Below are 24060 nucleotides of genomic sequence, written 5' to 3'. Positions count from 1 at the left end.
TTTGATTGAGGCGCTTAGGCGCCTTTTTTCTTGTACTTTTTGCGTCAGATTAATAATTGATGAATTTTTAATGGAAAAAAAGGTCGAAAGTGTTAATGATAGCCTGATATGGCAATATAGTTATTTGAAAATAAATTTAAAAATGAAGTTTTTTAAAATAAAATCCTGAAAATGACATTAAATTTGTAAAATAATGGCATGATTTTAACTAGATGAATTATGCAATTGCAATTAGGACATTGGCGATTTGATATAAGAATATATTAATTTTATCTTGATTAGATTAACTATCTTAAAAACGTTAATGTCAGTAATTACAAAAAATAAAATAGGTTTAATAATTTACTATGCAAATTTTTATTATGCGCCACGGAGAAGCAGCGCTTGATGCTGCAAGCGACGCACTACGACCACTGACTGAGCGTGGAAAAAGTGAATCAATAAAAATGGCTGAATGGATGACAACGCAAGGACATACAATCGATTATGTTTTAGTTAGCCCTTATTTACGAGCTCAACAAACATTAGAGGCTGTAAAAACAGATTTAGCGCTACCAAGCAAAGTAGAAACCGATGAAGGGCTTATTCCTGGTGGTAATCCGTCACATATTGCTCATTATTTACGTGCGCTAGGGGATACGGGATATCAAAATATTTTGGTTATATCTCATTTGCCTTTAGTCGGCTATGTTGTGGCTGAATTGTGCCCTGCAGTGTGTGCGCCTATGTTTTCAACATCGACGATAGCTTGTGTTGATTTTGATTTGTCAAAAGGTGTTGGGGAATTGGTATGGCAAGTCTCACCCTCAACATTAAAATAAATTAGTCCAATAAAAATAATTAACGCCTTATTTCACCATTCGGGTGATTTAAGGGTTAATAATTGGGATAACTGATACGTCAACGGCGGGCAATATCATCATTTTCGACTAATACTAATAACGCTGCATCACCACCCCATTCTTTTGACGCTTGATGAAACGCAATGACATCTGGATGCTGTGCTAACCAAAGTGGTGTTTGTTGTTTTAAAATATGTTTGCCATGTCCATGCATAATACAGGCACAGTAAACGTGCTCTCGTCTACAGGCTGCAATCAAAGCACCAATCTCTTGTTTGGCAATTAATTGTGTTAAACCATGTAAATCGAGAAAAAACTCAGGAACATAATCGCCACGACGTAGTTTTTTCAATTCATAAGCATTTGCGCCTTCTCTTAAGTAGCGCATTGGGCCTTCTGTCGCTAAATTAGGTTGAAACTCATCAGAAAAATAATACGAAGCATCAACTTGCTCTTGTTGCAAACGTTCAACAGCGTAATGTGTTACTTTTTTACGTTTTGGCGAGTGAAGTATTTTATCTTGAGGTAATTTCTTTGTGCCTTTTATCATTTCCTGAAATAACTCAACTTCAGAAGATGGCAGTGAAAATTTTTTATTCATTTTTTATGATTCTTCATAGTGTTACTGTTTTTATAAGGTAATAGTACATGAAATAGTGTCAGAGATAAAAAAGTATAGGTTATAAATTTGGCATAAAAAAAGGCAGGGTATTTACCCTGCCGAAATAGTCACATAGCTAGCAAATACGAGGTGATTAACAAGTTGCTTTGTTCAGAACATCTGTAGAACATAAACTTTTATATATCTTACGGTTGTAGTAAAACTACGATAAAAAGATATCAAAAAAAAGTCTTCAAAGATTATGTATTTGTTATCAAGTGACTGCATATTGAATGAAAAAACATCTTTAGGCGCATATTGGTATACAGTTAATTCTTTCATGTATTAAGTATGGCTTGGTTTTGCATTCTTGCTAATGAAACTTAAATTAAAAGTATAAAACACTAAATTTTAATTTTAAGTGGTTCGTATATTTTGCTTTTTGTTCTATGACTGAAGTATAAAACCATAATAAGTGTATTGGTATAAGCTGTACTGATAACGTTGTTATGTTTTTTTACGGTTTCCCGCTGATTTATCACCATCTTCATGGCAAACTACAGACTTTCTATTTCTTCAGAGGACAACCATTTTGGATATAACACTAAAAGAGGAAGCAGTTGCTGATTTAAGCACTATCCTAGATATGCTACGTTGGGCTATGAGTCAGTTTAATTCATCTGACATTTATTATGGTCATGGCACAGATAACGCATGGGATGAAGCATTACAGCTTGTATTACCAACTATTGCACTTCCTTTAGATATTCCAGATGCGCTGTTATCGACAAAATTAACAACCTCTGAAAAAATGGAAATCATTACACTGATTGAAAGTAGAATTGAGGAAAAGATCCCTGTTCCTTATTTAACTCATCGTGCTTGGTTCTGCGGTCATGAATTTTATGTTGATGAACGTGTGCTTATTCCTCGTTCTCCTATTGGTGAATTAATCAATAACCACTTTGATGGTTTAATCCAGCAAGAACCAACACGTATTCTTGATTTATGTACCGGAAGTGGTTGTATCGCCATTGCATGTGCGCATGAATTTGAAGATGCAGAAGTGGATGCGGTTGATATTTCTGTAGATGCTCTGGAAGTGGCAGAATTTAATATTGAAAACCACGGCCTAGCTCATCGTGTTTACCCTATGCAATCTGATTTGTTTAACGCTATTGTTCCAACGCCTTACGATATTATTGTGACAAATCCGCCTTATGTTGATGTTGAAGATATGGGCGATTTACCAGATGAATACCAAGTTGAACCAGAATTAGCATTGGCATCAGGTATTGATGGTCTTGATATTACACGCCAAATTTTACTAAAAGCCCCTGAATATTTAAGTGAAAACGGTGTTCTTGTGTGTGAAGTGGGAAACAGCATGGTTCATCTTATCGAACAATTCCCAGACGTTCCGTTTACATGGCTTGAGTTTGATAATGGGGGGCTTGGTGTCTTTATGCTGACTCGCGAACAGCTCGTCGAATATTCAGATCGTTTTTCTAGGGCGAATTGATCTTTGATGGTCATTGTTAATATCAATCAATGACCATCATCGTTGAACAGGTTGCTTTACATGCTTCTCTTGTTGTAAAAACAAGCAAAAAAGATCAACACGTCCTACTGATAATCGTTGATGTAACAGCAATGAGACGGTAGATTGTTATTTATTGCAAATAACATATTGATAACATCACACAGTAAAAGATAGGAATAAAGGGATGGCAGGAAACAGTATCGGACAATTGTTCAGAGTGACGACTTTTGGTGAGTCTCATGGCGTTGCATTAGGTTGCATTGTTGATGGTGTACCTCCTGGACTCCCTCTAACAGAAGCAGACTTACAGGTTGATCTTGATAGACGCAGACCAGGCACTTCACGTTATACCACTCAGCGTCGCGAGCCCGATCAAGTTCGTATTTTATCGGGGGTTTTTAATGGTGTGACAACGGGAACAAGTATTGGGTTACTGATTGAAAATACGGACCAACGCTCTCAAGATTACAGTGAAATCAAAGATGTTTTTCGCCCCGGTCATGCGGATTATACCTATGAACAAAAATATGGCTTACGTGATTATCGTGGCGGTGGACGATCTTCTGCTCGTGAGACAGCAATGCGCGTTGCCGCAGGTGCAATTGCAAAAAAATACCTAAAAGAGAAATTGGGTATCGAAGTTCGGGGTTACCTTTCTCAATTAGGGCCAATTACGTGTGATCTTGTTGATTGGTCTATCGTCGAAAGTAATCCATTTTTTTGTCCTGATCCTTCGCGTTTAGATGCACTTGATGAATATATGCGCGCACTTAAAAAAGAAGGCAATTCGATTGGTGCAAAAGTCACTGTTGTTGCACAAGGCGTACCTGCTGGATTTGGTGAACCTGTCTTTGATCGATTAGATGCTGATTTAGCACATGCATTGATGAGTATTAATGCCGTTAAAGGTATTGAAATTGGTGATGGTTTTGGTGTTGTAACCTTAAAAGGTACAGAGAACCGAGATGAAATCACCAAGAATGGTTTTACCAGTAATCATGCTGGTGGAATTTTAGGTGGAATTAGCAGTGGTCAGCCAATTGTTGCCCATATCGCATTAAAACCGACCTCTAGCATCACGATTGCAGGTAAAACCATTAATCGTGATGGTGAGGAAGTCGATATGATAACCAAGGGGCGTCATGATCCTTGTGTGGGAATACGCGCTATTCCAATCGCAGAAGCGATGATGGCGATTGTATTACTCGATCATGCATTGCGCCAGCGTGGTCAGTGTGGTGATGTTGTACCACCTTTAATGCAATGGTAATCATTCTACATCAATAACGTGGTTGATAAGCTGTAGTAAGTTTGATGTTAGCTTTAAAGGTGTGAGCGCCTAATTTTATTATGCTCAGACCGTGTTGCTGTTACTCTTTTCAAAATAAATAAACGAAAGAGGCAGCAACACGTCCTTTCATTTCTGATAATTCGGATAGATAAATGGATTGGCTCTTTTCAGATGGCATCTACCTTCTTCTCTTCTTTGTCGCTTTAATTGCGGGTTTTATAGATTCAATTGCTGGTGGTGGAGGTTTAATTACTATTCCGGCTTTACTTTCGGTCGGTATTTCACCAGTACAAGCGCTTGCAACCAATAAACTGCAATCTGTTGGTGGTTCATTTTCTGCAACACTCTATTTTATACGTCGCCGGGTTATTGATTTAAAATCCCAACGATTTGCGATTTTAATGACCTTTATTGGTGCTGTTTCTGGCGCTATGTTGGTGCAATTCATTAACCCTGAGGTTCTTAAACAAGCGCTTCCTATTCTCACTATTGCTATTGGTCTCTATTTTCTTCTTACTCCGTCAATTGGTGCCCAAGATAGTAAACAACGTATTGGTTACTATACATTTGGCGCAATATTAGGCGGAGGCGTGGGTTTTTATGATGGTATTTTTGGGCCTGGTACAGGTTCTTTTTTCGCTTTAGGTTATGTCATGTTACTTGGGTATAATCTCTCAAAAGCGACTGCTCATGCAAAGTTACTCAATTTCACCTCTAATTTTGGGTCCCTATTATTTTTTATTATTGGTGGGCAAGTTATTTGGACTCTTGGTTTAGTTATGCTTTGTGGGCAATTTATTGGTGCTCGCTTAGGTGCAGGCTTGGTTTTAACGAAAGGGCAAAAATTAATAAGGCCTATGTTGGTCATTATCTCCTTCTTGATGAGTATCAAACTCATTAATGACAATCATGGCGATACTATTGCACTTTGGTTCTCTGCACTTTTTAATTAGGAATAAATGGTTTTTTAAATGTCAGCACATCATTATCAACAGTTAATTGATATCTTTAATCAATGTTTTAGCGAAAGTTTTCAAACCCGTTTAGTCAAAGGGGATGATGAGCCGATTTATTTGCCAGCAAATGAAGAGACACCTTATCACCAAATCATTTTTGCTCATGGCTTTTATGCTAGTGCATTACATGAAATTTCACACTGGTGTATTGCTGGCGCGGCTCGCCGTCAACAAGTTGATTATGGTTACTGGTATTGTCCAGATGGACGCGACGAAACGACGCAAGGGCAGTTTGAGGTGGTAGAGATTAAACCTCAAGCATTGGATTGGTTATTTTGCCAAGCTGCGGGTTATCCTTTTAATGTCAGTTGTGACAATCTAGAAGGTAACTTTGAGCCTGATCGCTATGAGTTTAGAAACAAGGTCAGAGAACAAGTGCTTGCTTATTTACGAGATAAAAATACGCCACCTCGTGCTCAGCTATTTATTAATGCGTTACATTTGTTTTACAATACCCCAGAGCTAACGGAAGAGATGTTTCCTTATCAGGAAAACCCTTTAGTTAATTAAGGATTGCGAGAATAACCATCGCTTATCCATTGTGAAGGTTTTACCCGATAGGGTGGAGTCTGATGTAGTAAGGTTGCTGTATTATATATTTCACTGCATTGATAATGTAGGGCAGATGTTGAATGCAGCAACATTATATATTGAGGATAAATAATGCTTTCTGAGTATGAAACGTACTTGTTAGATAGAATTGATAGCCGTGTTGAACATGCTACTGACGATGAGTTATTTGCTGGTGGATATTTACAAGGCCATATAACACTGGCTATTGCTGAGCTTGAGCAAGAAAACAACACACAATTAGAAGCGCTAAGAGCGCGTGTGGAAGAGAGCATTCAAAAGGCAATAAAAGCAGGTGAGCTATCGCCACCTGATCAAGCATTAGTATTATCTACGTGGCATGAGTTAGTTAATTCAATTAATTAATTTGATATGCCTACCTAAGAGAACAACCGGTACAATCGGTTGTTTTTTCTTTCTTAAAATCTCATTAAAATAATGACACTTAAGTCATATTTAAGATATTTGCTGTTGAAAAAGGTGAGTATTTAGTCAAAAATTAATTCTTACTATTTATCAATTGTATTTATTTGATTTTTCAAAGTCGATGTATCTCTCATTGATTAAGCATAATAGTGCTATCTTTTGTAACACCTTGCCATTTCTGTAAAATTACTTTTAAATGTTTTTTAGGAATGTTTCTCGGGATGCAAATGATTTGCATAGAATATTTATGATAAGGATAACGATACGATGAAAAATTTCTTTAAAATAAGCTTACTTACGAGTGCCTTTTTATTTTTATCTGCTTGTGATCAAATTGATTTAGATAATAAAAAAAATAAATTTTATTACAGTAATCCAAGCGAAAATATGATCAGCTTTAGTGTTGATGGTAAAGAATATCAGGTTGAACCTGGTAAAAATGGCTATATTACATTGTCGCCTGGTGAACATAACTTGAAAGACAGCGCGGGCAATAATGCCCTTTTTATGGTTTATGACAACAATAATGGTGGCATATTAAACCCTGATAATTTCATGTACTACACTCTTTCTGAAGTGTATGCAGTGAAAGGGAAAACAGACCAATTTAAAACAGTTGACTACCCACTGATTATTAATGGTTATGAGTTTGAACTCCCCGTACGTAGCACAAATGCTACATTAATTGATGGTAATACCTTTCAATGTACTTACCCTCTAGGAGAGCCATTTCCTAATGAAATTCGTACACGTAATAAAAATAATGACGGTGGCATAAAAAATAAGTGTTTTGATAAACCAGAATTTATTAAATATATTTCTGCTGAGTACGCTAAAGATTTAAATCCATTTACACAAGAAGATGAGTATAACGATTCAGTGAATCTCAATTTAGATTACATGCTACCGATAGCAGAATTTACTGATCCTGATATTCAAGCTGAAGCAGAAGAGCTTGTGTTGCTTTTAAATCAAATTCAGGAAAGTGAAGATCCGAAGATCCACAACACATTAAAAGATAAACTTTATAAGGCGACATTGGCTGTCTCTAATGCGTATGCTAATAGGGCTGTAAAGGACTCGGTAGAAGATAATAAATATTACACACGTTTTATTGAGGCGAGTGGCCAGTTTCAATCTTATGGTATTTTACCGAAAGATTAAAATAGCCGAAAAAGAAGTCATCAATTTAGTGTTAATGTAAGCCATCCAATAGGATGGCTTTTTAATAAGTTTAACTATCGAAGTATCAAAGTACAGAACTGGAAATAGATATGACAATCAAACAAAATAAAATAAAAAATAATAGTATTACACTTCGCCAAACACAAATTGATGATGCCATTAAATTACCGATGATTGAGCAATCTGCAGGGCAACTTTTTAGCACATTAGAAGACTTAAAGTGGATCAGCGAAAGTGATGTCCAAGGGATTGAAGCACATCTAGAATTTATTAACCAACATGGACATTGGGTCGCGGTAAATCACGACAATGAACCTGTGGGATTTATTATGATGCAAACATTGCCTGATAGTTTATTTATTCATGAACTTTCTGTCAGTCAAGATTGGCAAAATAACGGAATTGGTAAATTACTTATTCAAAAAGCCAAAGACGAAGCAAAGGCGCGCCAATTCAGTACCGTTACGTTGACAACGTTTCGTCATATTCCTTGGAATGCTCCGTATTATCAACGCTTAGGTTTTTCTATTTTGCCAGAAAACGAAGTTCCACATTCTTTGCAAAAAATCTTAGACGATGAAGTCGAAATAGGGGGCTTTGTGAAGGAAACTCGCTGTGCAATGAGGTGTAAGATTTATTAGGTTGTAACATTAAAAATAAACCGTTAAAAAATAAGCTAAGCAACCTAAAGTGGTTGCTTATACGCTAATTGGATATACTACTTTTTAACTTCAATCGCTTTTCCGCGTAGTAAAGGTCTTACCCAAAAACGATTAGGGTGTAAGGCATTCAACACGCTATCTTCAACTGGGAATGGTTCATCAAAAATTTGGCTTGCGAGAATTTCAGCTGATAATGGTGCTGAACATAATCCACGAGAGCCTAATGCACTGATGATATAAAGCTGATGATAAGCGGGTGCTAAAACGGGCGTTTGTCTTCTACGCTTAAACCTATCTAAATGAGTGTATGCTAATAGCAGGTTTTCAAAGTCAGGTACTTCACCTAATAGCGGTAGATGATCGCGTATTGTACAACGAATACCCACTCGCGCATTGTTTTGGCTAAAATCGACATCAAAGCACCAAGGAGTTTTAGCTAGGCAGTGCGTAAGATGATATTGATTGTCTTCTTGCTCCTCACTGGAAATCGTAAAGTCTAACCTATCTCGGCGAAAGCTCGCACCAACACAATGTAAGTTATCTTGATTATCAACAGGCGTAAAATAGCCATCATAACAAAGCACTGTTTTTAATTTTGATAGTGTCTTTGTTGTTGGAATATGACTAACTTGGCCTCTGACCGCACTAACAGGTAATTTTGCACTTTGAGTAAAGTCGGTAATTCGATGTCCATTTGCCAAAATCACGCAATCATGTTGTGATTGAATTTGTGTCACATGATCATCGCTATGATGAACGATATCTAAGCACCAAGATGAACCGTGTCGCATTATCTGCGTAACTTGATGATTAAAATGCAGTATTAAACCCAGTTGTTGAGCATGTTTTAGTGTTTGAGTCGTTAATTCAGTGGGAGAGAGCCAGCCAGATTGCGGATAAAAAAGCCCTTCGTAATTCATATCTAATCCGCACTGGGCATTTATTTCATCTTGAGAAAGGTAACAAGCTATTTCGTGAAAAAAAGCAGAATGATTAATTATTCGCTCTGCTTTTTTTCGCACTTTATCATTATAAATAAGTTGAGCAACACCAGACCATTGGTGAGAAAACATAATGCCAGCTTGGCTTAGATTGTCATAGGTACGTCGAGCAAATAAGAATGCGGTTGTAAAAAATTGCTCTATTTCGTCTGACTTACCATTTAACAAAGGATATAAAACACCTTGTCGATTACCTGATGCATTTGTTGCGGGCTGTTTATCTTCACAATATAAGGTGACTTTAGCACCTCTTCTTAAGCAAGAAAGCGCGATAAAGGTGCTAGCAATACCACCGCCTATAATAGCGATATCTTGTGCTTGTGTTGCATGAGGTCGTGCATAATAAGGTAGATGTTCGGGAGAGGGAGGATGAGGGAATACACCTGTTAGCATCTCTCTTTTTTGCCCAAACCCTTTGATTTTTTTTATCTCAAACCCAACACTTTGCAAGCCTCGCTTGACAATACCCGCTGCAGTAAATGTCGAAAATGTACCATTTTCTCTCATTGAATCAGCCATGGATTGAAAGAGTGTTTCACTCCACATTTGTGGATTTTTAGAAGGGGCAAAGCCATCGAGAAACCATGCATCTACTTTATTGTGTAGTGCTTGGCGAGTTTGTGGTAACAATGTGTTGATATCACCAAACCATAAATCTAGTGTAATTGCTCCATCTGCGAGAATAATACGGTGGCAACCAGCAATGGGTAATGGCCACTGAGAACAAAGTGCTTTTGAATATTTTTCAAGTTCAGGCCAATGGTAATGTGCGGATTGTAAATCATTTTTTTTGAGAGGGAACTTTTCAAAGCTAACATAGTGAAGGCGCTTTAAACATGCGTTGGGTGATGCTTGCCTAAATTGCTCAAATGCTTGCCACAGTGTTAAAAAATTCAGCCCAGTGCCAAACCCTGTTTCTGCAATAACACATTCAGAGCGTACATGTGTACCAAAACGTAATGGAAAATGATTTCCCTGTAAGAATACGTGTCGTGTTTCCTCTAGGCCATCTTGGTTTGAAAAGTAAATATCGCCAAATTGTTCTGAGATAGGCGTACCAAGTTCATTCCAACTTAAAGATGCGGTATTTATCGGGCTATTATTCACGGAACTGCCTGTATTTCTCTAAGATATTGTCTAATATCTTAGCGCTGTTAGCTAGGTTGCACCAGCCTTTAAGAGGAAAGTGTTTTATCAGCTTATCTGCATTTTTGTAAAAAAGATCCTGATCGGACTTGTTCAGCGTACAACTGTACGCTAGAGTGCTACTCAGAAATCCCGCAGCTACAACTATTATTGTAAAGAGGTATGAATGAAGCGCGCAGTGATCACGGGTCTGGGTATTGTTTCGAGCATTGGTAATAACCAGAAAGAAGTGCTGGATTCTTTAAAGGAAGGCCGTTCCGGGATAACTTTCTCAGAAGAATTTAAAGAGATGGGGCTTCGTAGCCACATTTGGGGCAACGTTAAGCTTGATACTGAAGGTCTTATTGACCGTAAAATCCGCCGTTTTATGAGCGACGCATCGGTTTATGCCTATTTATCTATGCAAGAAGCAATAGCAGATTCAGGTCTGAGTGAAGACCAAGTTTCTAATATTCGTTCAGGTTTAGTCGTAGGGTCTGGTGGTGGTTCTCCACGTAATCAGGTTCAAGGTTCTGATGGCATGAGAGCAAAAGGTCTACGTGGCGTAGGTCCTTATATGGTGACTCGTGCAATGGCATCAGGTGTTTCAGCGTGTTTAGCAACACCTTTTAAAATTAAAGGCGTTAACTATTCAATCAGTTCTGCTTGTTCAACATCAGCACACTGTATTGGCCATGCCGTTGAACTTATCCAATTAGGCAAACAAGACGTTGTATTTGCTGGTGGTGGTGAAGAATTAAGTTGGGAAATGACCTGCGAATTTGACGCAATGGGTGCACTTTCAACGAAATATAACGAAACACCAAGTAAAGCTTCCCGTACTTACGATAAAAACCGTGATGGTTTTGTTATCGCTGGTGGTGGCGGTATTGTGGTTGTTGAAGAGTTAGAGCACGCATTAGCGCGTGGGGCACATATTTATGCTGAAGTTGTAGGCTATGGCGCGACTTCCGATGGTGCAGATATGGTTGCTCCTTCTGGTGAAGGTGCTGTGCGTTGTATGCAAATGGCAATGCAAGATGTTGAGAAAGTTGATTATATCAATACACATGGCACTTCAACGCCAGTAGGTGATTTAAAAGAACTGGAAGCTATCACTGAAGTATTTGGCACACATACACCAGCTATTTCAGCCACTAAAGCGATGACCGGCCACTCATTAGGTGCGGCTGGTGTACATGAGGCAATTTATAGCTTGTTGATGTTAGAACATGATTTTATTGCGCCAAGCATTAATATTGAAGAATTAGATGATAAAGCACTGGGTATGAATATCATTACTCAGCCAACAGAACAAAAGTTGAACACTGTAATGTCAAATAGCTTTGGTTTTGGTGGTACTAATGCTTCATTAGTAATGAGTAAATATAAAAACTAGTTAGTTATACTTATATTTCTTGTTAAAAAAGGCAGGCATCATTTTAATGGAGTCTGCCTTTTTATTTTAAATTCACAAGGTAAAATAAATTATTATTCTAATAAAGATGTTTTTCGAATAAGAACTCTTTAAAAAAGATTATATAAATAATCTTTAAAAATACCCGTCCTAATAGTTACTTATTTTATTATTCTAATAAAATAGACGGTTTTTTTGTAAACTGTTGTTTTTAATGATTAAATAAAATTAATCGTGTTTTATTTCAATCGTTTAATTTAATTGTAACTAAAATTATTAAATGTTTTGTTTTATATGGAGTTAGGTTAATAGAAAGGACTAATAGGACAAAAAGAGCTGTAAAAAATTGATCTGGATTATTTTATTACAAATAAGTAGAAGCTATTTAATATAAAAGTTGGTAATGTTTGCCTCGGATACTTGTATTACTTTATATTTTATACTTTGATTTCTTAATGTCAGTTTTATTTATTAAATCTAACATCATGAATGTGACCGGCTAAGAATTTAGCCGGCATTTTTTTATTGTTGTCTTTTTGACATTGACTCACATCTCCTGATGACAATCTGCTTTTTTCGTCGCAGACTGACGTCGGAAATTTAGTGGTGTTCTAAGTTGTTGCACTAAGAGCACACCTAATAACACAATACCACCACCCACTAAATGATAACTATGCATTTCTTCACCAAGAAGTGCGATCGCAATCATTGCTGTAAATAATGGCATTAGGTTCATAAAAATAGAGGTTGTATTCGCACCTAATTTCATCACACCTAAGATCCACAGGTAAGGTGCAAGAATAGAAGCGCCAATACCCGCGAAAATCACTAATCCAATATTGTCTTTCGTTAATGCCACGCTTTCGGCAAGAAAGAAGTTTGGTAATAATAACAGAACACCAAACCCAATTTGAACATAAAGTGATTGCCAATTAGGTAGTGCGATAGACCACCGTTTTGTTAAAACGCCATAAAGCGCGTAAGATGCCGAAGCAATAAACATCATTAGCTCGCCATATCCCAATCCTTGAGAAAGTAACTGAGAAGGTTCTCCACGACTAATTAGCCAGACTAAACCACTAATTGAAAGCACAGTACCAAGCACTATTCCAATAGTAGGCACAACGCGTAAAACAAAAATACTGATAATTACAGTTAGTAATGGGATCAGTGAGTTCAAGATACCCATAAAGGTGGCGCTAACATAATGTGCAGCATAATAAGCCAAACTCTGGTACATCACCATTCCTAATGCACCAAGGATAAATAATTTCCACCAATATTGTTTGACGGTTTTACGATGGTGCCAAACAGGCATGATCAAAAAAGGCGTCATAATTAAAAAGGCGAGAAACCAACGATAAAAAGAGATAGCCGCAGGATCGATAACAGACGCAGCTGCTTTATTGACGACGGCATTAATGGACCAGATCAAAACCGCTAAAAGCGGAAAAATTGCGTTTTTCATTGTTCTCACATCTATTTTTAAACCAGGTCGCTATTGTAAGCCTGTCTGATTAGATATATATAATGAAAACCAGACAACAGATAGGCCAATAAAGACAACATGACAAGAGAACAACATAAAGATGACAATTGAACAACAAAAAATGCAATGGTTATTGTCTGATCCAGATACAGTACGATTTCGTGATGAGCAACTATTAGCTGAAACCGAGTTTATTTATCATCAACATGACTTTGGTCAGTTGCTTTATGTGATTTCAGGTGTCATGGATTTAGAAGCTGGAGGACAGCGATTTTTAGCACCTCCTGAATTTAGTGTGTGGATACCTAAAAATGTAGGGCATGCCAGTTATAACAAAAAGACACTCTCTTTTAAGGTGCTAGATATTGCACCAAATTGGTGTGAAGGTTTGTTAGATAAACCGTGTTTAATTCAATTAAGTGCTATTTTTTCAACTATATTTTCTGATTTTTTTCATCGTGGTGTCTGTAAACCACAAACAGAAGAAGATTTTCGCTTAGCACAAGTGTTAATAGATCAACTTAAAGCTTCGCCGATCCATCATACTTACTTACCTTCGTCTAAAGATAAATTACTTGCTCCAATACTTTCTGCATTAGAGCAAAATCCAGCTGATAATACTTCGTTAGAAGAATGGGCTAAAAAACGTTATACCTCAGAGAGAACACTCTCTCGTCGTTGCCAACAAGAGCTTGGCATGTCTTTTAGTGAATGGCGTAAGCGCTTACGTTTTTTACATGCAATTTCTTTATTAGAACAAGGAAAAAGTGTGAATGAAATTGCATTTGATGTGGGATATAGCTCTTCGTCTTCATTTATTGCAATGTTTCAACAATTTGCTGGCACAACGCCAGAACGTTTTCGCCGATTACCCAATTGTTAAGTCTTCTTTTCATATATTTACTTAAAATCTAGACAGATTTTACTGTCAATAATAGGCTTTGTTGTTAATAAGTGGCAAAATAGACCGCTTAAATTTATTTTTCGATTGATTGTTTACACACATAAATACCAAATCAGTGAGATAACACAGTGAAAATTCTGGTTGATGAAAACATGCCTTATGCGGAACAGCTTTTCCGCCAATTAGGTGAGGTAAAAGCGGTTTCTGGTCGTCCTTTACCTATTGATGAACTTAATGATTCTGATGCCTTAATGGTGAGATCGATTACTAAAGTCAATGAATCCTTATTATCAGGCAAGCCAGTGAGATTTGTTGGAACGGCAACGGCCGGTTTTGATCATGTGGATATTGCATGGTTAGAACAACAACAAATTGGCTTTTCATCAGCACCAGGTTGTAATGCTATTGCTGTTGTAGAATATGTATTTTCTGCACTGATGATACTCGCAGAGCAAGATGGTTTTCAATTAACTGATAAAGTTGTTGGTATTGTGGGTGTGGGTAATGTAGGTGGGCGGTTAGCTACACGTTTACGCGCATTGGGTGTAAATGTATTGCTTTGCGATCCACCTAGAGCAGATAACGGTGATAATGAAGAATTTCATTCATTGGAAACGCTATTAGAAAAAGCGGACATTCTGACTTTCCATACACCCCTCAATAAATCAGGTCCATATAAAAGTTATCATTTAATTAATGAGAGCAACCTCGAAAAATTACCTGAAGGACACATTTTAATTAATGCGAGCCGTGGTGAGGTTGTTGATAATCAAGCATTATTGTCTGTACTTGAGAAAGGAAAATCCTTACGTGTTGTATTGGATGTTTGGGAGCCGGAGCCAGATCTCTCTATTGCGTTATTAAATAAAGTTGATATCGCAACACCACATATTGCAGGTTATACCTTAGAAGGTAAGGCGCGCGGTACAACTCAAGTTTTTGAAGCTTATTGTAATTTTATTGGGCGACCTCAAAAAGTTGAGTTATCAACACTATTACCTGCCCCTACTATTTCTACCATTTCAGTACAAGGTGAGTTAACACAAACACTTTTAAAACAACTTATTCATCTTGTTTATGATGTGCGTCGTGATGATGCCCCGTTACGAAAAGTGGCAGGAATAAAAGGCGAGTTTGATAAATTACGCAAATTTTATCCTGTGCGTCGTGAGTGGTCTTCACTGCATGTAATTTGTGATAATCAAACCACGGCTAACACATTAAATGCAATTGGCTTTAGTGCTACATATAAAAGTGCTGCACACAAATAAAGCACAACATTATTTTAAAAATTTTATGGTATTGGAGGATATCTTATGGGAGAAGGTTGGAATATTGCTGTTGTTGGTGCAACAGGTGCTGTTGGTGAAGCTATTTTAGAGCTGTTGCAAGAGCGTGAATTTCCCATTGGTGAACTGACGGCAATTGCCAGTGAAGACAGCATTGGAAAATCTGTGCGTGTAAACAGTAAAAGTGTTGCAGTTCAAGGTATTCACAATATTGAATGGGCAGATATTCAATTAGCTTTCTTTGCTGCCTCGACAGAAATTAGTGCGCAATATGCACAGCAAGCTGCGGACTCAGGCTGTATCGTCATTGATTGTAGTGGTGTATTTGCCATGGATTGGGATGTACCACTGATTGTCCCAGGTGTGAATAGCTCAATGCTTGCAGAATATCGCACCCGTAATATCGTTTCTATTGCTGACAGCATGGTAAGCCAATTGTTACGTGCGATTAATCCATTAACAGAAGTCGCTGGTTTATCACGTCTTAGCGTGACCAATTTAATGTCTGTCTCCCGTTTGGGAAAACAAGCGGTTGATGAACTTGCTGGACAAAGTGCACGTTTACTTAATGGAGTTCCACCTGAATTAGGTCGCTTTAATAAGCAACTGGCTTTTAATATTCTACCTCTTATGGTTGATGACGAAGGCTCCGTAGAAGAAGAACGTCGCATGGTTGACCAAATTCGTAAAATCTTACAAGACGAAGGCCTTCCAATTTCAGTCACAACATTACAGGCTCCAGTTTTCTATGGTAATGCGCAATCAGTGCAATTAGAAACATCACGCCCAATGGGTAGCGATGAAGCGCGTGAAACATTGCAAGAAAATGAAGATTTGAGTATCAGTGATGAAAATGATTTTCCAACACAAGTGACCGATGCTTCGGGGAATGTGAGCCTAAATTTAGGTTGCTTCCGCAATGATTATGGTATGCCAGAAGCCTTACAATTTTGGTCAGTAGCAGATAATGTGCGCTTTGGTGGAGCATTAATGGCTGTTGAAGTAGCAGAGCAATTAATGCAGGAGCAGTTTTACTAATGAATGCGCCAGTGAGTGCTGAAGTAACAGAACAACCCTTGACTGAGTCAACGGTTATTTCTGAAAGCACAACAATCAAAATTGCGTTAGGCATTGAGTATGATGGTAGCCGTTATTATGGCTGGCAACGTCAAAATGAAGTGCGCAGTGTACAAGAACGGTTAGAAAAAGCACTTTCACAAGTGGCTAATGAGCCTATATCAGTTTTTTGTGCCGGAAGAACAGATGCTGGAGTTCATGCTACGGGGCAAGTTGTCCACTTTGAAACAACCGCACACCGTAAAGATCCCGCATGGACTATGGGTGTTAATACCCATTTACCTGCGGATATCGCTGTGCGTTGGGTAAAAACGGTTTCTGATGATTTCCATGCACGTTTTAGTGCAACGGCAAGACGTTATCGTTATGTGATTTTTAATCATCGCTACCGTCCCGCTATATTATCATCTGGTGTGACACATTTTCATTACCCTTTAGATGCTGGGCGTATGCATCAGGCCGCACAATGTTTACTGGGTGAAAATGATTTTACCTCTTTTAGAGCAGTTCAATGTCAATCACGAACGCCATGGCGTAACGTTATGCATGTTAACGTTTCTCGATATGGTGATTATGTTGTGGTGGATATTAAAGCGAATGCTTTTGTACACCATATGGTGCGAAATATTGTCGGTAGCCTTTTAGAAATAGGGTGTGGCAATCAGGATATTACTTGGATGGCTGAATTATTAGCTCTAAAAGACAGAACCAAAGCCGCAGCAACAGCTAAAGCAAATGGCTTGTATTTAGTGGCAGTGGATTATCCTGAGCATTTTGAATTACCAAAACCTGCAATGGGCCCACTATTTTTAGCGGATAACCCTATTGAGATATCTCAATCATAAAAACACCCAGTTTTCTGAGGATTTATGGAAATATTAACGCAATTTGTTGATTTGATAAAATTTCTAATTGATTTTATTTTGCATATTGATGCGCATTTAGCAGAGCTTGTCGCGCAATATGGTACATGGGTCTACGCCATTTTGTTTCTGATCGTTTTTTGTGAAACGGGGCTGGTGGTAACACCATTTTTACCTGGTGATTCATTGTTGTTTGTTGCTGGTGCTTTAGCTTCTTTAGATACCAATGATGTGAATGTCCATATTATTGTTTTACTGTTGCTTTGTGCCGCGATTTTAGGTGATGCAGTGAATTATTCTATAGGGCGACTTTTTGGCGAAAAGCTATTTAGTAAGCCTAATTCACGTATTTTCCGTCGTGAATATCTGGATAAAACCCATGCTTTTTATGAAAAACATGGTGGTAAAGCGATTATTTTGGCAAGATTCGTGCCGATTATCCGAACTTTTGCGCCATTCGTTGCAGGAATGGGAAAAATGTCATATCGTCATTTTGCCTTTTATAATGTTACTGGGGCAATTGCATGGGTACTGCTATTTACTTATGCGGGATACTTTTTTGGTGACTTAGATATAGTTCAAAAGAACTTAAAATTGCTAATTGTTGCCATTATTGTTATTTCTATTTTACCGGGCGTCATTGAGATCATACGCCATCGCAGAGCGAGCGCAAAAGCGAAGAAAGAAAATGATAGCAAAGAGGTTTGAGCAGTTATCATTAGTTTTTGCCGTAGAATAGCCATAATAAAGAGATGCGCTGAAATTCAGTAAGCGGTATCATCATAAACTTTGCTAACCACACAGCCAGTGCATTGTGGTTGATACGCTCACAATAATATTACTGGCGAAGGTCAGATTCAGACGAAAAGGTCCGTTAATGAGCTGGATTGAAAAAATTCTAAATAAAAGCACTATCACAAGTTCACGTAAAGCCAATATCCCAGAAGGGGTTTGGACTAAATGTGATAGCTGTGGACAGGTACTCTATCGCGCAGAATTAGAGCGTAATTTAGAGGTTTGCCCTAAATGTGATCACCATATGCGCATTTCAGCGCGCCGTCGCCTTGAGACTTTCCTTGATACAGGAAGTACCACAGAATTAGGTAGTGAATTAGAACCTAAAGATATTCTGAAATTCCGCGACTCCAAAAAATATAAAGACAGAATTAGCGCTGCTCAAAAGCAAACCCAAGAAAAAGATGCATTAATCGTCATGAAAGGCACTCTGAAAAAGATGCCAGTTGTTGCTGCTTCTTTTGAATTTGCGTTTATGGGCGGTTCAATGGCATCTGTTGTCGGCGCGCGTTTTGTTCGAGCAGTTGAACAAGCACTAGAAGATAATTGCCCTCTGGTTTGCTTCTCTGCAAGTGGTGGTGCGCGTATGCAAGAAGCGCTGATGTCATTAATGCAAATGGCAAAAACCAGTGCCGCATTAGCAAAAATGCAAGAACGTGGTTTGCCTTATATCTCAGTGATGACTGATCCTACAATGGGCGGTGTTTCTGCAAGTTTAGCTATGTTAGGTGATATTAATGTTGCGGAGCCTAAAGCACTGATTGGTTTTGCAGGCCCTCGCGTTATTGAGCAAACTGTACGTGAGAAACTACCAGCAGGTTTCCAACGTAGTGAGTTTCTGTTAGAAAAAGGGGCGATTGATATGATTGTTCGTCGTCCAGAAATGCGTGATGAGCTGGCTGAATTACTGGCTAAGCTGACTCAATATGATTTAGTCGAAGATGAAGATGAAATTATTGGCGAAGAAATGATTGCTGATGAAATCGAATCTGCTGATAACGAGCCAGAAATTAACATCGAAACGAATAAAAAAGAAGATGTCTAATATCATAACTGCTCCTAAAGCCACATCGCCTCTGTCGGTGTGGCTTTCTTATCTTGAACACTTACATTCAAGCGCCATTGATATGGGGTTAGAACGTGTAGGCGAGGTAGGAAAAATATTAAATGTGTTACGTCCTGCACCTAAAGTCATTACTGTTTCTGGTACAAATGGAAAAGGCACAACCTGTCATATGCTAGAGTCAATCTTGATGGCATCAGGATTGAAAGTCGGCGTCTATAGCTCTCCTCATCTTGTTCGCTACACAGAACGTGTACGTATTCAAGGCAAAGAACTTTCTGAAGGTGCTTTTTGTGAAGTATTTGCTGAGATTGAACAAGCTAGAGGTGATATATCGCTCACTTTTTTTGAATATGGCACACTTGCAGCACTGAAATTATTTCAGCAAGCACAGCTTGATGTTGTGATCCTTGAAGTGGGATTAGGGGGGCGATTAGATGCCACGAATATCGTTGATGCTGATATTGCCGCGATCACCAGTATCGCACTTGATCATACAGATTGGTTAGGTGCAGATAGAGAGCATATTGGTCACGAAAAAGCGGGTATTTTTCGCGCTAATCATTATGCGGTAGTCGGTGAGCCTGATATGCCACAATCCATTGCTCAAGTGGCTGATGAAAAACACGCTACGCTCTTTTGCCGAGGTGCTGATTGGTCTTTTGCTATCGATGGCAGTCATTGGCATTGGCATTGTGCTGATTGTGAATTTGATACGTTGCCAATCCCTAATATTCCGTTAGCTAATGCGGCGACCGCGATGGGTGTTATTCGTTGCTTGCTCAAATCTGATGATAACGTTAGTCAAGCAATCACACATCAAAGTATTATTGAAGGCATGTCTCGTGCACAATTACCGGGGCGTTTTCAGGTAATTTCACAACATCCTCTGGTTATCTTTGATGTGGCTCATAATCCCCATGCGGCAGGATATTTAGCTGAAAAATTATCACAATTACCGCGTAAGTCTGATACCAAAGTGCGTATTGTTGTTGGTATGCTGGGCGATAAAGATATTGCAGGAACATTAGCGTGCTTAATGCCATTGACGGATAGTTGGTATGTAGCTCCACTTAATGAATTTCGTGGCGCTTCAGCGGATGTGCTTGCTCAACATCTTGAAAACCCATCGGTATTTGAGAGTGTAGAAACAGCATGGAAACAAGCTATGTCCGATGCTAATCCTAATGATATCGTTGTGGTTTGTGGCTCATTTCATACAGTCGCACATGTGATGGAACTATTAGAAAAGGAGAGTGTGGGTGGCGAGTAAATTTCAAAATCGCTTAGTCGGAGCCGTGGTATTAGTGGCTGTAGGGGTTATTTTTTTACCTGCGTTGCTTGACGGCGATAAGAAATATAACGAAGACCAATTTGCCGCTATTCCTTTAGTACCAAAGCCGGGCGATGAACAAGAAATTGAATCTATCGCACCAATAGAGCAAACAACAACGCCTTCAACACCATCAGAAGGTGCTTCTGAAGCAATGCTTTCTGAAGCAGTCACTGGTGTTGAACAATCTACGGCAACAACACCACAACCGCCAACCGTTGTTCCTGTTACGCCACCAGTACAACCAATACCACCTGTACAACCAACACCTGCACCACCTGTACAACCACCCGCACCACCAGTGCAAGAAACTAAACCACCAAAAGGCGAAGCTTGGGTTGTTCAATTAGGTGCATTGAAAAATGCGGCGAAGGTAGAAGAAATTATTGCGAAAATGCATTTCTCAGGTTACCCGGTATATACCGTACCTGCGCGTCCTGTTGCTGGTCAAATGACTCGAATTTACATCGGGCCAAGTGCATCTAAGTCAGAGTTACAGGCTATTTTGCCCCATTTAAAAGAGCTTACAGGCTTACAAGGTGAGGTAAGGGCATATAAGCCTTAATTTTTCTAAACGAGTCATCAGATGAGTGATGTAACAAAGCGTTAACTTATTGCGGCGATTATGATTTTTCATATCGCCGTAAATTATTTTGAAATTAGCGAAAATTAGCATTACGCAAACGTTTTCGTTTTCTGTTAGAATGCTTCCGTATTAATGCGGAGCATCATTATTGGATAAAGAATTTATGGTCTGGATAGATTACGCCATCATTGCCATTATTGGTTTTTCCGCATTAGTCAGCCTGATCCGTGGCTTTGTTCGTGAAGCATTGTCACTCATCACCTGGGGTTGTGGTTTCTTTGTTGCTAGTCAGTTTTATCCTTATCTTGCCGTCTATTTTACCCGGTTTGAAGATGAGCTGGTTCGTAACGGGATTGCAATAGTCACCTTGTTTATTGCGACACTGATTGTTGGTGCTGTTGTGAACTATGTGATTAGCTCTCTTGTTCAACGCACAGGGTTATCAGGTACAGATCGAGTTTTGGGGGTCTGTTTCGGGGCATTAAGAGGCGTGCTGATCGTGTCAGCATTATTGTTTGTTTTAGGGGCATTTACGCCTATGGCAGATAGCGCTGATTGGCAACGTTCTGAACTTATTCCTCAATTCAACCATATTATTAGGTGGTTCTTTGACTACCTGCAAAATGCGTCAAGTTTCGTGTCGGAGAGAATATAACCTCTCCGTCTGGCTGATGAGGATCTATTCATGTGCGGTATTGTCGGTATCGCTGGAGCGAATCCAGTAAACCAATCAATTTATGATGCGTTAACGGTGTTACAACACCGAGGTCAAGATGCAGCTGGCATTGCAACAATAGACGGTAACAATGGTTTCCGTCTTCGCAAAGCTAACGGACTGGTTAAAGATGTGTTTGAAACCCGTCATATGTTGCGTTTAAAAGGTACTATCGGGATAGGGCATGTTCGTTATCCAACAGCGGGTAGTTCTAGTGCATCAGAAGCGCAGCCTTTTTATGTGAATTCACCTTTTGGTATTACGTTGGCACATAATGGTAATTTAACCAATGCGCATTTATTACGTCGCCAATTATTTGAAACAGCGCGTCGCCATATCAATACCACTTCTGATTCTGAAATCTTGCTTAATGTATTGGCATATGAATTAGACCGTTTTGACCATTTCCCTCTAGAGCCTGATAATATTTTTGCTGCAGTCGCCGCAATGCATAAAAAGTTACGTGGTGCTTATGCTTGCGTTGCGTTGATTATCGGTCATGGTTTATTAGCTTTCCGTGATCCCTTTGGTATTCGTCCTTTAGTGCTCGGTAAACGTACATTAGAAGATGGTCGCCATGAATATATGGTCGCATCTGAAAGCGTTGCATTAGATACTTTAGGTTTTGAGTTCTTGCGTGATGTTGCACCTGGTGAAGCGGTTTATATCACAGAACAAGGACAACTCTTTACCCGCCAATGTGCTGAAAATCCGCAATTAATGCCTTGTCTATTTGAGTATGTTTATTTTGCTCGCCCAGATTCCTTTATTGATAAAATTTCTGTTTACAACGCGCGTTTGCGTATGGGGCAAAAATTAGGCGCTAAAATTGCGAAAGAGTGGGAAGATTTACAGATTGATGTCGTCATTCCTATTCCTGAGACTTCTTGTGATATCGCATTAGAGATTGCTCATATTCTTAATAAGCCGTATCGCCAAGGCTTTGTAAAAAATCGCTATGTGGGGCGTACTTTTATTATGCCCGGCCAACAAGAACGTCGTAAGTCAGTAAGACGTAAATTGAATGCAAATCGTGCAGAGTTTCGTGATAAAAATGTTTTATTGATTGATGACTCTATTGTTCGTGGCACAACGTCAGAGCAAATCGTCGAGTTAGCAAGAGAAGCGGGAGCGAAGAAAGTCTATTTTGCTTCAGCAGCACCAGAAGTTCGCTTCCCTAATGTGTATGGTATTGATATGCCAAATGCTAATGAGCTTATAGCCCATGGACGTGAAGTGGATGAAATTCGTAAATTAATTGGTGCTGATGGTCTTATCTTCCAAGATCTCTCTGATTTAATTGCCGCCGTACAAGAAGAAAATCCTGATATTAGTCAGTTTGAATGTTCTGTATTTGATGGTGTTTATATAACGAAAGATATCGACCAAGATTATCTAGATTATTTAGAAAATCTTCGTCGTGATGATGAGCACAAAATTCGTGATCAAAATGAAATAGAAAACTTGGAAATCTATAACGAAGGTTAGTTTTTCGGTAATATAATGCCCTTATAAAGCGTCGATGCTAGTGTGTTCTGCATCGGCGCTTGTTTTTTGAGGGTTAATCATCATAATGATTTATGTTGATATATATTCTGAGGATTATAATGAAAAAGCTGATAGTTGGGCTAACCGGTGCCAGTGGTGCAATTTACGGTATACGTTTATTAGAAATTCTGAAATCTGTACCGTCAGTTGAAACCCATTTAGTGATTAGCCAAGCTGCTCGCCGTACTATTTCATTAGAAACTGATTATTCGTTAAAAGATATCCATGCTTTAGCAGATGTGATTTATGATGATCGCGATATTGGTGCGTCAATTTCTTCAGGATCGTTTCGTGTCAATGGGATGGTAATTTTACCTTGCTCAATTAAAAGTTTATCTGGCATTGTTCATAGTTATACCGATACTTTAGTCACTCGTGCTGCAGATGTTGTGCTGAAAGAAGGGCGTAAATTGGTGCTATGTGTACGTGAAACGCCTTTGCATTTAGGCCATTTGCGCTTAATGACACAAGCGTCCGAATTAGGTGCAGTGATTATGCCACCAGTTCCAGCTTTCTATTTTCAGCCTAAAACCATTGATGATATTGTCAATCAAACGGTTAACCGTGTACTCGATCAGTTTGAGATTGATTTGCCTGATGATTTATTTCAAAGATGGGAAGGGGATAAGCCAGCTCGCTAAGTATATTCGCCATACTTATTACTCGTCATACTTCAAGCTGTAGCGTTGTTGACTGCGTTTATTCGCACTAGTCACATA

General features: G+C 38.7%; 23 protein-coding genes. 20 read left to right on the top strand and 3 right to left on the bottom strand.

The annotated features are described in order from the left end of the window. The first annotated feature begins 347 nt into the window (after positions 1-347). Positions 348-821 carry a phosphohistidine phosphatase SixA gene (sixA, locus tag ABN080_RS06420; RefSeq protein WP_349440638.1) on the top strand — a complete coding sequence of 158 codons (474 nt, stop codon included), beginning with the start codon at positions 348-350 and terminating at the stop codon, positions 819-821. A 79-nt stretch (positions 822-900) separates the two neighbouring features. Here sixA and smrB read toward each other — a convergent pair whose 3' ends face one another. Then, positions 901-1443: an endonuclease SmrB gene (smrB, locus tag ABN080_RS06415; RefSeq protein WP_349440637.1), complete on the bottom strand. Its 543-nt coding sequence runs from the start codon at positions 1441-1443 to the stop codon at positions 901-903. A gap of 592 nt (positions 1444-2035) precedes the next feature. Here smrB and prmB point away from each other — a divergent pair. The 7 genes from prmB to ABN080_RS06380 all read left to right on the top strand — a co-directional run bounded on the left by prmB (position 2036) and on the right by ABN080_RS06380 (position 8115). Next, entirely contained in the window at positions 2036-2965 is a 930-nt protein-coding gene (gene prmB / locus ABN080_RS06410; protein ID WP_349440636.1) for a 50S ribosomal protein L3 N(5)-glutamine methyltransferase, read from the top strand. A 205-nt stretch (positions 2966-3170) separates the two neighbouring features. Further along, on the top strand, positions 3171-4256 hold the full coding sequence (gene aroC, locus ABN080_RS06405; protein WP_109407278.1) for a chorismate synthase: 1086 nt from the start codon (positions 3171-3173) through the stop codon (positions 4254-4256). 173 nt (positions 4257-4429) lie between these two features. Next, entirely contained in the window at positions 4430-5230 is an 801-nt protein-coding gene (locus ABN080_RS06400) for a sulfite exporter TauE/SafE family protein (RefSeq protein WP_072068644.1), read from the top strand. 18 nt (positions 5231-5248) lie between these two features. Continuing rightward, entirely contained in the window at positions 5249-5803 is a 555-nt protein-coding gene (locus ABN080_RS06395; protein ID WP_072068643.1) for an elongation factor P hydroxylase, read from the top strand. A gap of 153 nt (positions 5804-5956) precedes the next feature. Then, a complete protein-coding gene (locus ABN080_RS06390) occupies positions 5957-6229 on the top strand; it encodes a YfcL family protein (protein WP_349440635.1) in 273 nt (90 codons plus the stop codon). 327 nt (positions 6230-6556) lie between these two features. Next, positions 6557-7453: a hypothetical protein gene (locus tag ABN080_RS06385; protein WP_349440634.1), complete on the top strand. Its 897-nt coding sequence runs from the start codon at positions 6557-6559 to the stop codon at positions 7451-7453. A 110-nt stretch (positions 7454-7563) separates the two neighbouring features. Continuing rightward, positions 7564-8115 carry a GNAT family N-acetyltransferase gene (locus ABN080_RS06380; RefSeq protein ID WP_349440633.1) on the top strand — a complete coding sequence of 184 codons (552 nt, stop codon included), beginning with the start codon at positions 7564-7566 and terminating at the stop codon, positions 8113-8115. Between the two features lie 77 nt (positions 8116-8192). Here ABN080_RS06380 and mnmC read toward each other — a convergent pair whose 3' ends face one another. Beyond that, positions 8193-10244 (bottom strand): bifunctional tRNA (5-methylaminomethyl-2-thiouridine)(34)-methyltransferase MnmC2/FAD-dependent 5-carboxymethylaminomethyl-2-thiouridine(34) oxidoreductase MnmC1, encoded by a 2052-nt coding sequence (gene mnmC / locus ABN080_RS06375; RefSeq protein ID WP_349440632.1) that lies wholly within the window; start codon positions 10242-10244, stop codon positions 8193-8195. A gap of 205 nt (positions 10245-10449) precedes the next feature. Here mnmC and fabB point away from each other — a divergent pair, with 205 nt between their 5' ends. After that, complete coding sequence (gene fabB / locus ABN080_RS06370) at positions 10450-11661, top strand: beta-ketoacyl-ACP synthase I (RefSeq protein ID WP_072068638.1); 1212 nt, start codon at positions 10450-10452, stop codon at positions 11659-11661. Between the two features lie 565 nt (positions 11662-12226). Here the strand turns inward: fabB and ABN080_RS06365 are convergent. After that, complete coding sequence (locus ABN080_RS06365) at positions 12227-13147, bottom strand: DMT family transporter (RefSeq protein WP_072068637.1); 921 nt, start codon at positions 13145-13147, stop codon at positions 12227-12229. A 121-nt stretch (positions 13148-13268) separates the two neighbouring features. Here ABN080_RS06365 and ABN080_RS06360 point away from each other — a divergent pair, with 121 nt between their 5' ends. From ABN080_RS06360 to ABN080_RS06310, 11 genes are all read left to right on the top strand, one after another. Continuing rightward, positions 13269-14051 (top strand): AraC family transcriptional regulator, encoded by a 783-nt coding sequence (locus tag ABN080_RS06360; protein WP_349440631.1) that lies wholly within the window; start codon positions 13269-13271, stop codon positions 14049-14051. 149 nt (positions 14052-14200) lie between these two features. Then, positions 14201-15343 carry a 4-phosphoerythronate dehydrogenase PdxB gene (gene pdxB / locus ABN080_RS06355; protein WP_349440630.1) on the top strand — a complete coding sequence of 381 codons (1143 nt, stop codon included), beginning with the start codon at positions 14201-14203 and terminating at the stop codon, positions 15341-15343. Between the two features lie 45 nt (positions 15344-15388). Next, entirely contained in the window at positions 15389-16399 is a 1011-nt protein-coding gene (locus ABN080_RS06350) for an aspartate-semialdehyde dehydrogenase (RefSeq protein ID WP_349440629.1), read from the top strand. Then, on the top strand, positions 16399-17283 hold the full coding sequence (truA, locus tag ABN080_RS06345; protein ID WP_115350038.1) for a tRNA pseudouridine(38-40) synthase TruA: 885 nt from the start codon (positions 16399-16401) through the stop codon (positions 17281-17283). Before ABN080_RS06350 ends, truA begins: the two co-directional genes overlap by 1 nt. 24 nt (positions 17284-17307) lie before the next feature. Further along, positions 17308-18009, top strand: a complete 702-nt coding sequence (locus tag ABN080_RS06340; RefSeq protein ID WP_072068633.1) for a DedA family protein — start codon at positions 17308-17310, stop codon at positions 18007-18009. Between the two features lie 169 nt (positions 18010-18178). Further along, entirely contained in the window at positions 18179-19141 is a 963-nt protein-coding gene (accD, locus tag ABN080_RS06335) for an acetyl-CoA carboxylase, carboxyltransferase subunit beta (protein ID WP_196553772.1), read from the top strand. After that, positions 19134-20432: a bifunctional tetrahydrofolate synthase/dihydrofolate synthase gene (gene folC / locus ABN080_RS06330; RefSeq protein ID WP_349440628.1), complete on the top strand. Its 1299-nt coding sequence runs from the start codon at positions 19134-19136 to the stop codon at positions 20430-20432. Before accD ends, folC begins: the two co-directional genes overlap by 8 nt. Next, on the top strand, positions 20422-21057 hold the full coding sequence (gene dedD, locus ABN080_RS06325; protein WP_349440627.1) for a cell division protein DedD: 636 nt from the start codon (positions 20422-20424) through the stop codon (positions 21055-21057). The genes folC and dedD overlap by 11 nt, the downstream gene beginning before the upstream one ends. A 184-nt stretch (positions 21058-21241) precedes the next feature. After that, on the top strand, positions 21242-21733 hold the full coding sequence (cvpA, locus tag ABN080_RS06320) for a colicin V production protein (RefSeq protein ID WP_023581692.1): 492 nt from the start codon (positions 21242-21244) through the stop codon (positions 21731-21733). A gap of 30 nt (positions 21734-21763) precedes the next feature. Then, on the top strand, positions 21764-23281 hold the full coding sequence (purF, locus tag ABN080_RS06315; protein ID WP_072068629.1) for an amidophosphoribosyltransferase: 1518 nt from the start codon (positions 21764-21766) through the stop codon (positions 23279-23281). Positions 23282-23400: 119 nt separating this feature from the next. Beyond that, on the top strand, positions 23401-23982 hold the full coding sequence (locus tag ABN080_RS06310) for a UbiX family flavin prenyltransferase (protein ID WP_006533335.1): 582 nt from the start codon (positions 23401-23403) through the stop codon (positions 23980-23982). Positions 23983-24060 lie beyond the last annotated feature (78 nt).

The sequence above is a fragment of the Proteus sp. fly-1089 genome, from assembly GCF_040138965.1.
Taxonomy (GTDB): Bacteria; Pseudomonadota; Gammaproteobacteria; order Enterobacterales; family Enterobacteriaceae; genus Proteus; species Proteus vulgaris_B.
Note: the sequence above shows the minus strand (reverse complement) of the source record. Positions and strands in the feature narration are given on the sequence as shown.

What these genes read in the sequence shown, in the direction of transcription:
- ABN080_RS06310 (WP_006533335.1), top strand. Translation starts at nt 23,401, where the DNA reads ATGAAAAAGCTGATAGTTGGGCTAACCGGTGCCAGTGGTGCAATTTAC.
- truA (WP_115350038.1), top strand. Translation starts at nt 16,399, where the DNA reads ATGAATGCGCCAGTGAGTGCTGAAGTAACAGAACAACCCTTGACTGAG.
- accD (WP_196553772.1), top strand. Translation starts at nt 18,179, where the DNA reads ATGAGCTGGATTGAAAAAATTCTAAATAAAAGCACTATCACAAGTTCA.
- aroC (WP_109407278.1), top strand. Translation starts at nt 3,171, where the DNA reads ATGGCAGGAAACAGTATCGGACAATTGTTCAGAGTGACGACTTTTGGT.
- ABN080_RS06395 (WP_072068643.1), top strand. Translation starts at nt 5,249, where the DNA reads ATGTCAGCACATCATTATCAACAGTTAATTGATATCTTTAATCAATGT.
- ABN080_RS06385 (WP_349440634.1), top strand. Translation starts at nt 6,557, where the DNA reads ATGAAAAATTTCTTTAAAATAAGCTTACTTACGAGTGCCTTTTTATTT.
- ABN080_RS06390 (WP_349440635.1), top strand. Translation starts at nt 5,957, where the DNA reads ATGCTTTCTGAGTATGAAACGTACTTGTTAGATAGAATTGATAGCCGT.
- smrB (WP_349440637.1), bottom strand. Translation starts at nt 1,443, where the DNA reads ATGAATAAAAAATTTTCACTGCCATCTTCTGAAGTTGAGTTATTTCAG.
- ABN080_RS06380 (WP_349440633.1), top strand. Translation starts at nt 7,564, where the DNA reads ATGACAATCAAACAAAATAAAATAAAAAATAATAGTATTACACTTCGC.
- purF (WP_072068629.1), top strand. Translation starts at nt 21,764, where the DNA reads ATGTGCGGTATTGTCGGTATCGCTGGAGCGAATCCAGTAAACCAATCA.
- ABN080_RS06340 (WP_072068633.1), top strand. Translation starts at nt 17,308, where the DNA reads ATGGAAATATTAACGCAATTTGTTGATTTGATAAAATTTCTAATTGAT.
- ABN080_RS06400 (WP_072068644.1), top strand. Translation starts at nt 4,430, where the DNA reads ATGGATTGGCTCTTTTCAGATGGCATCTACCTTCTTCTCTTCTTTGTC.
- ABN080_RS06350 (WP_349440629.1), top strand. Translation starts at nt 15,389, where the DNA reads ATGGGAGAAGGTTGGAATATTGCTGTTGTTGGTGCAACAGGTGCTGTT.
- sixA (WP_349440638.1), top strand. Translation starts at nt 348, where the DNA reads ATGCAAATTTTTATTATGCGCCACGGAGAAGCAGCGCTTGATGCTGCA.
- cvpA (WP_023581692.1), top strand. Translation starts at nt 21,242, where the DNA reads ATGGTCTGGATAGATTACGCCATCATTGCCATTATTGGTTTTTCCGCA.
- folC (WP_349440628.1), top strand. Translation starts at nt 19,134, where the DNA reads ATGTCTAATATCATAACTGCTCCTAAAGCCACATCGCCTCTGTCGGTG.
- ABN080_RS06360 (WP_349440631.1), top strand. Translation starts at nt 13,269, where the DNA reads ATGACAATTGAACAACAAAAAATGCAATGGTTATTGTCTGATCCAGAT.
- ABN080_RS06365 (WP_072068637.1), bottom strand. Translation starts at nt 13,147, where the DNA reads ATGAAAAACGCAATTTTTCCGCTTTTAGCGGTTTTGATCTGGTCCATT.
- fabB (WP_072068638.1), top strand. Translation starts at nt 10,450, where the DNA reads ATGAAGCGCGCAGTGATCACGGGTCTGGGTATTGTTTCGAGCATTGGT.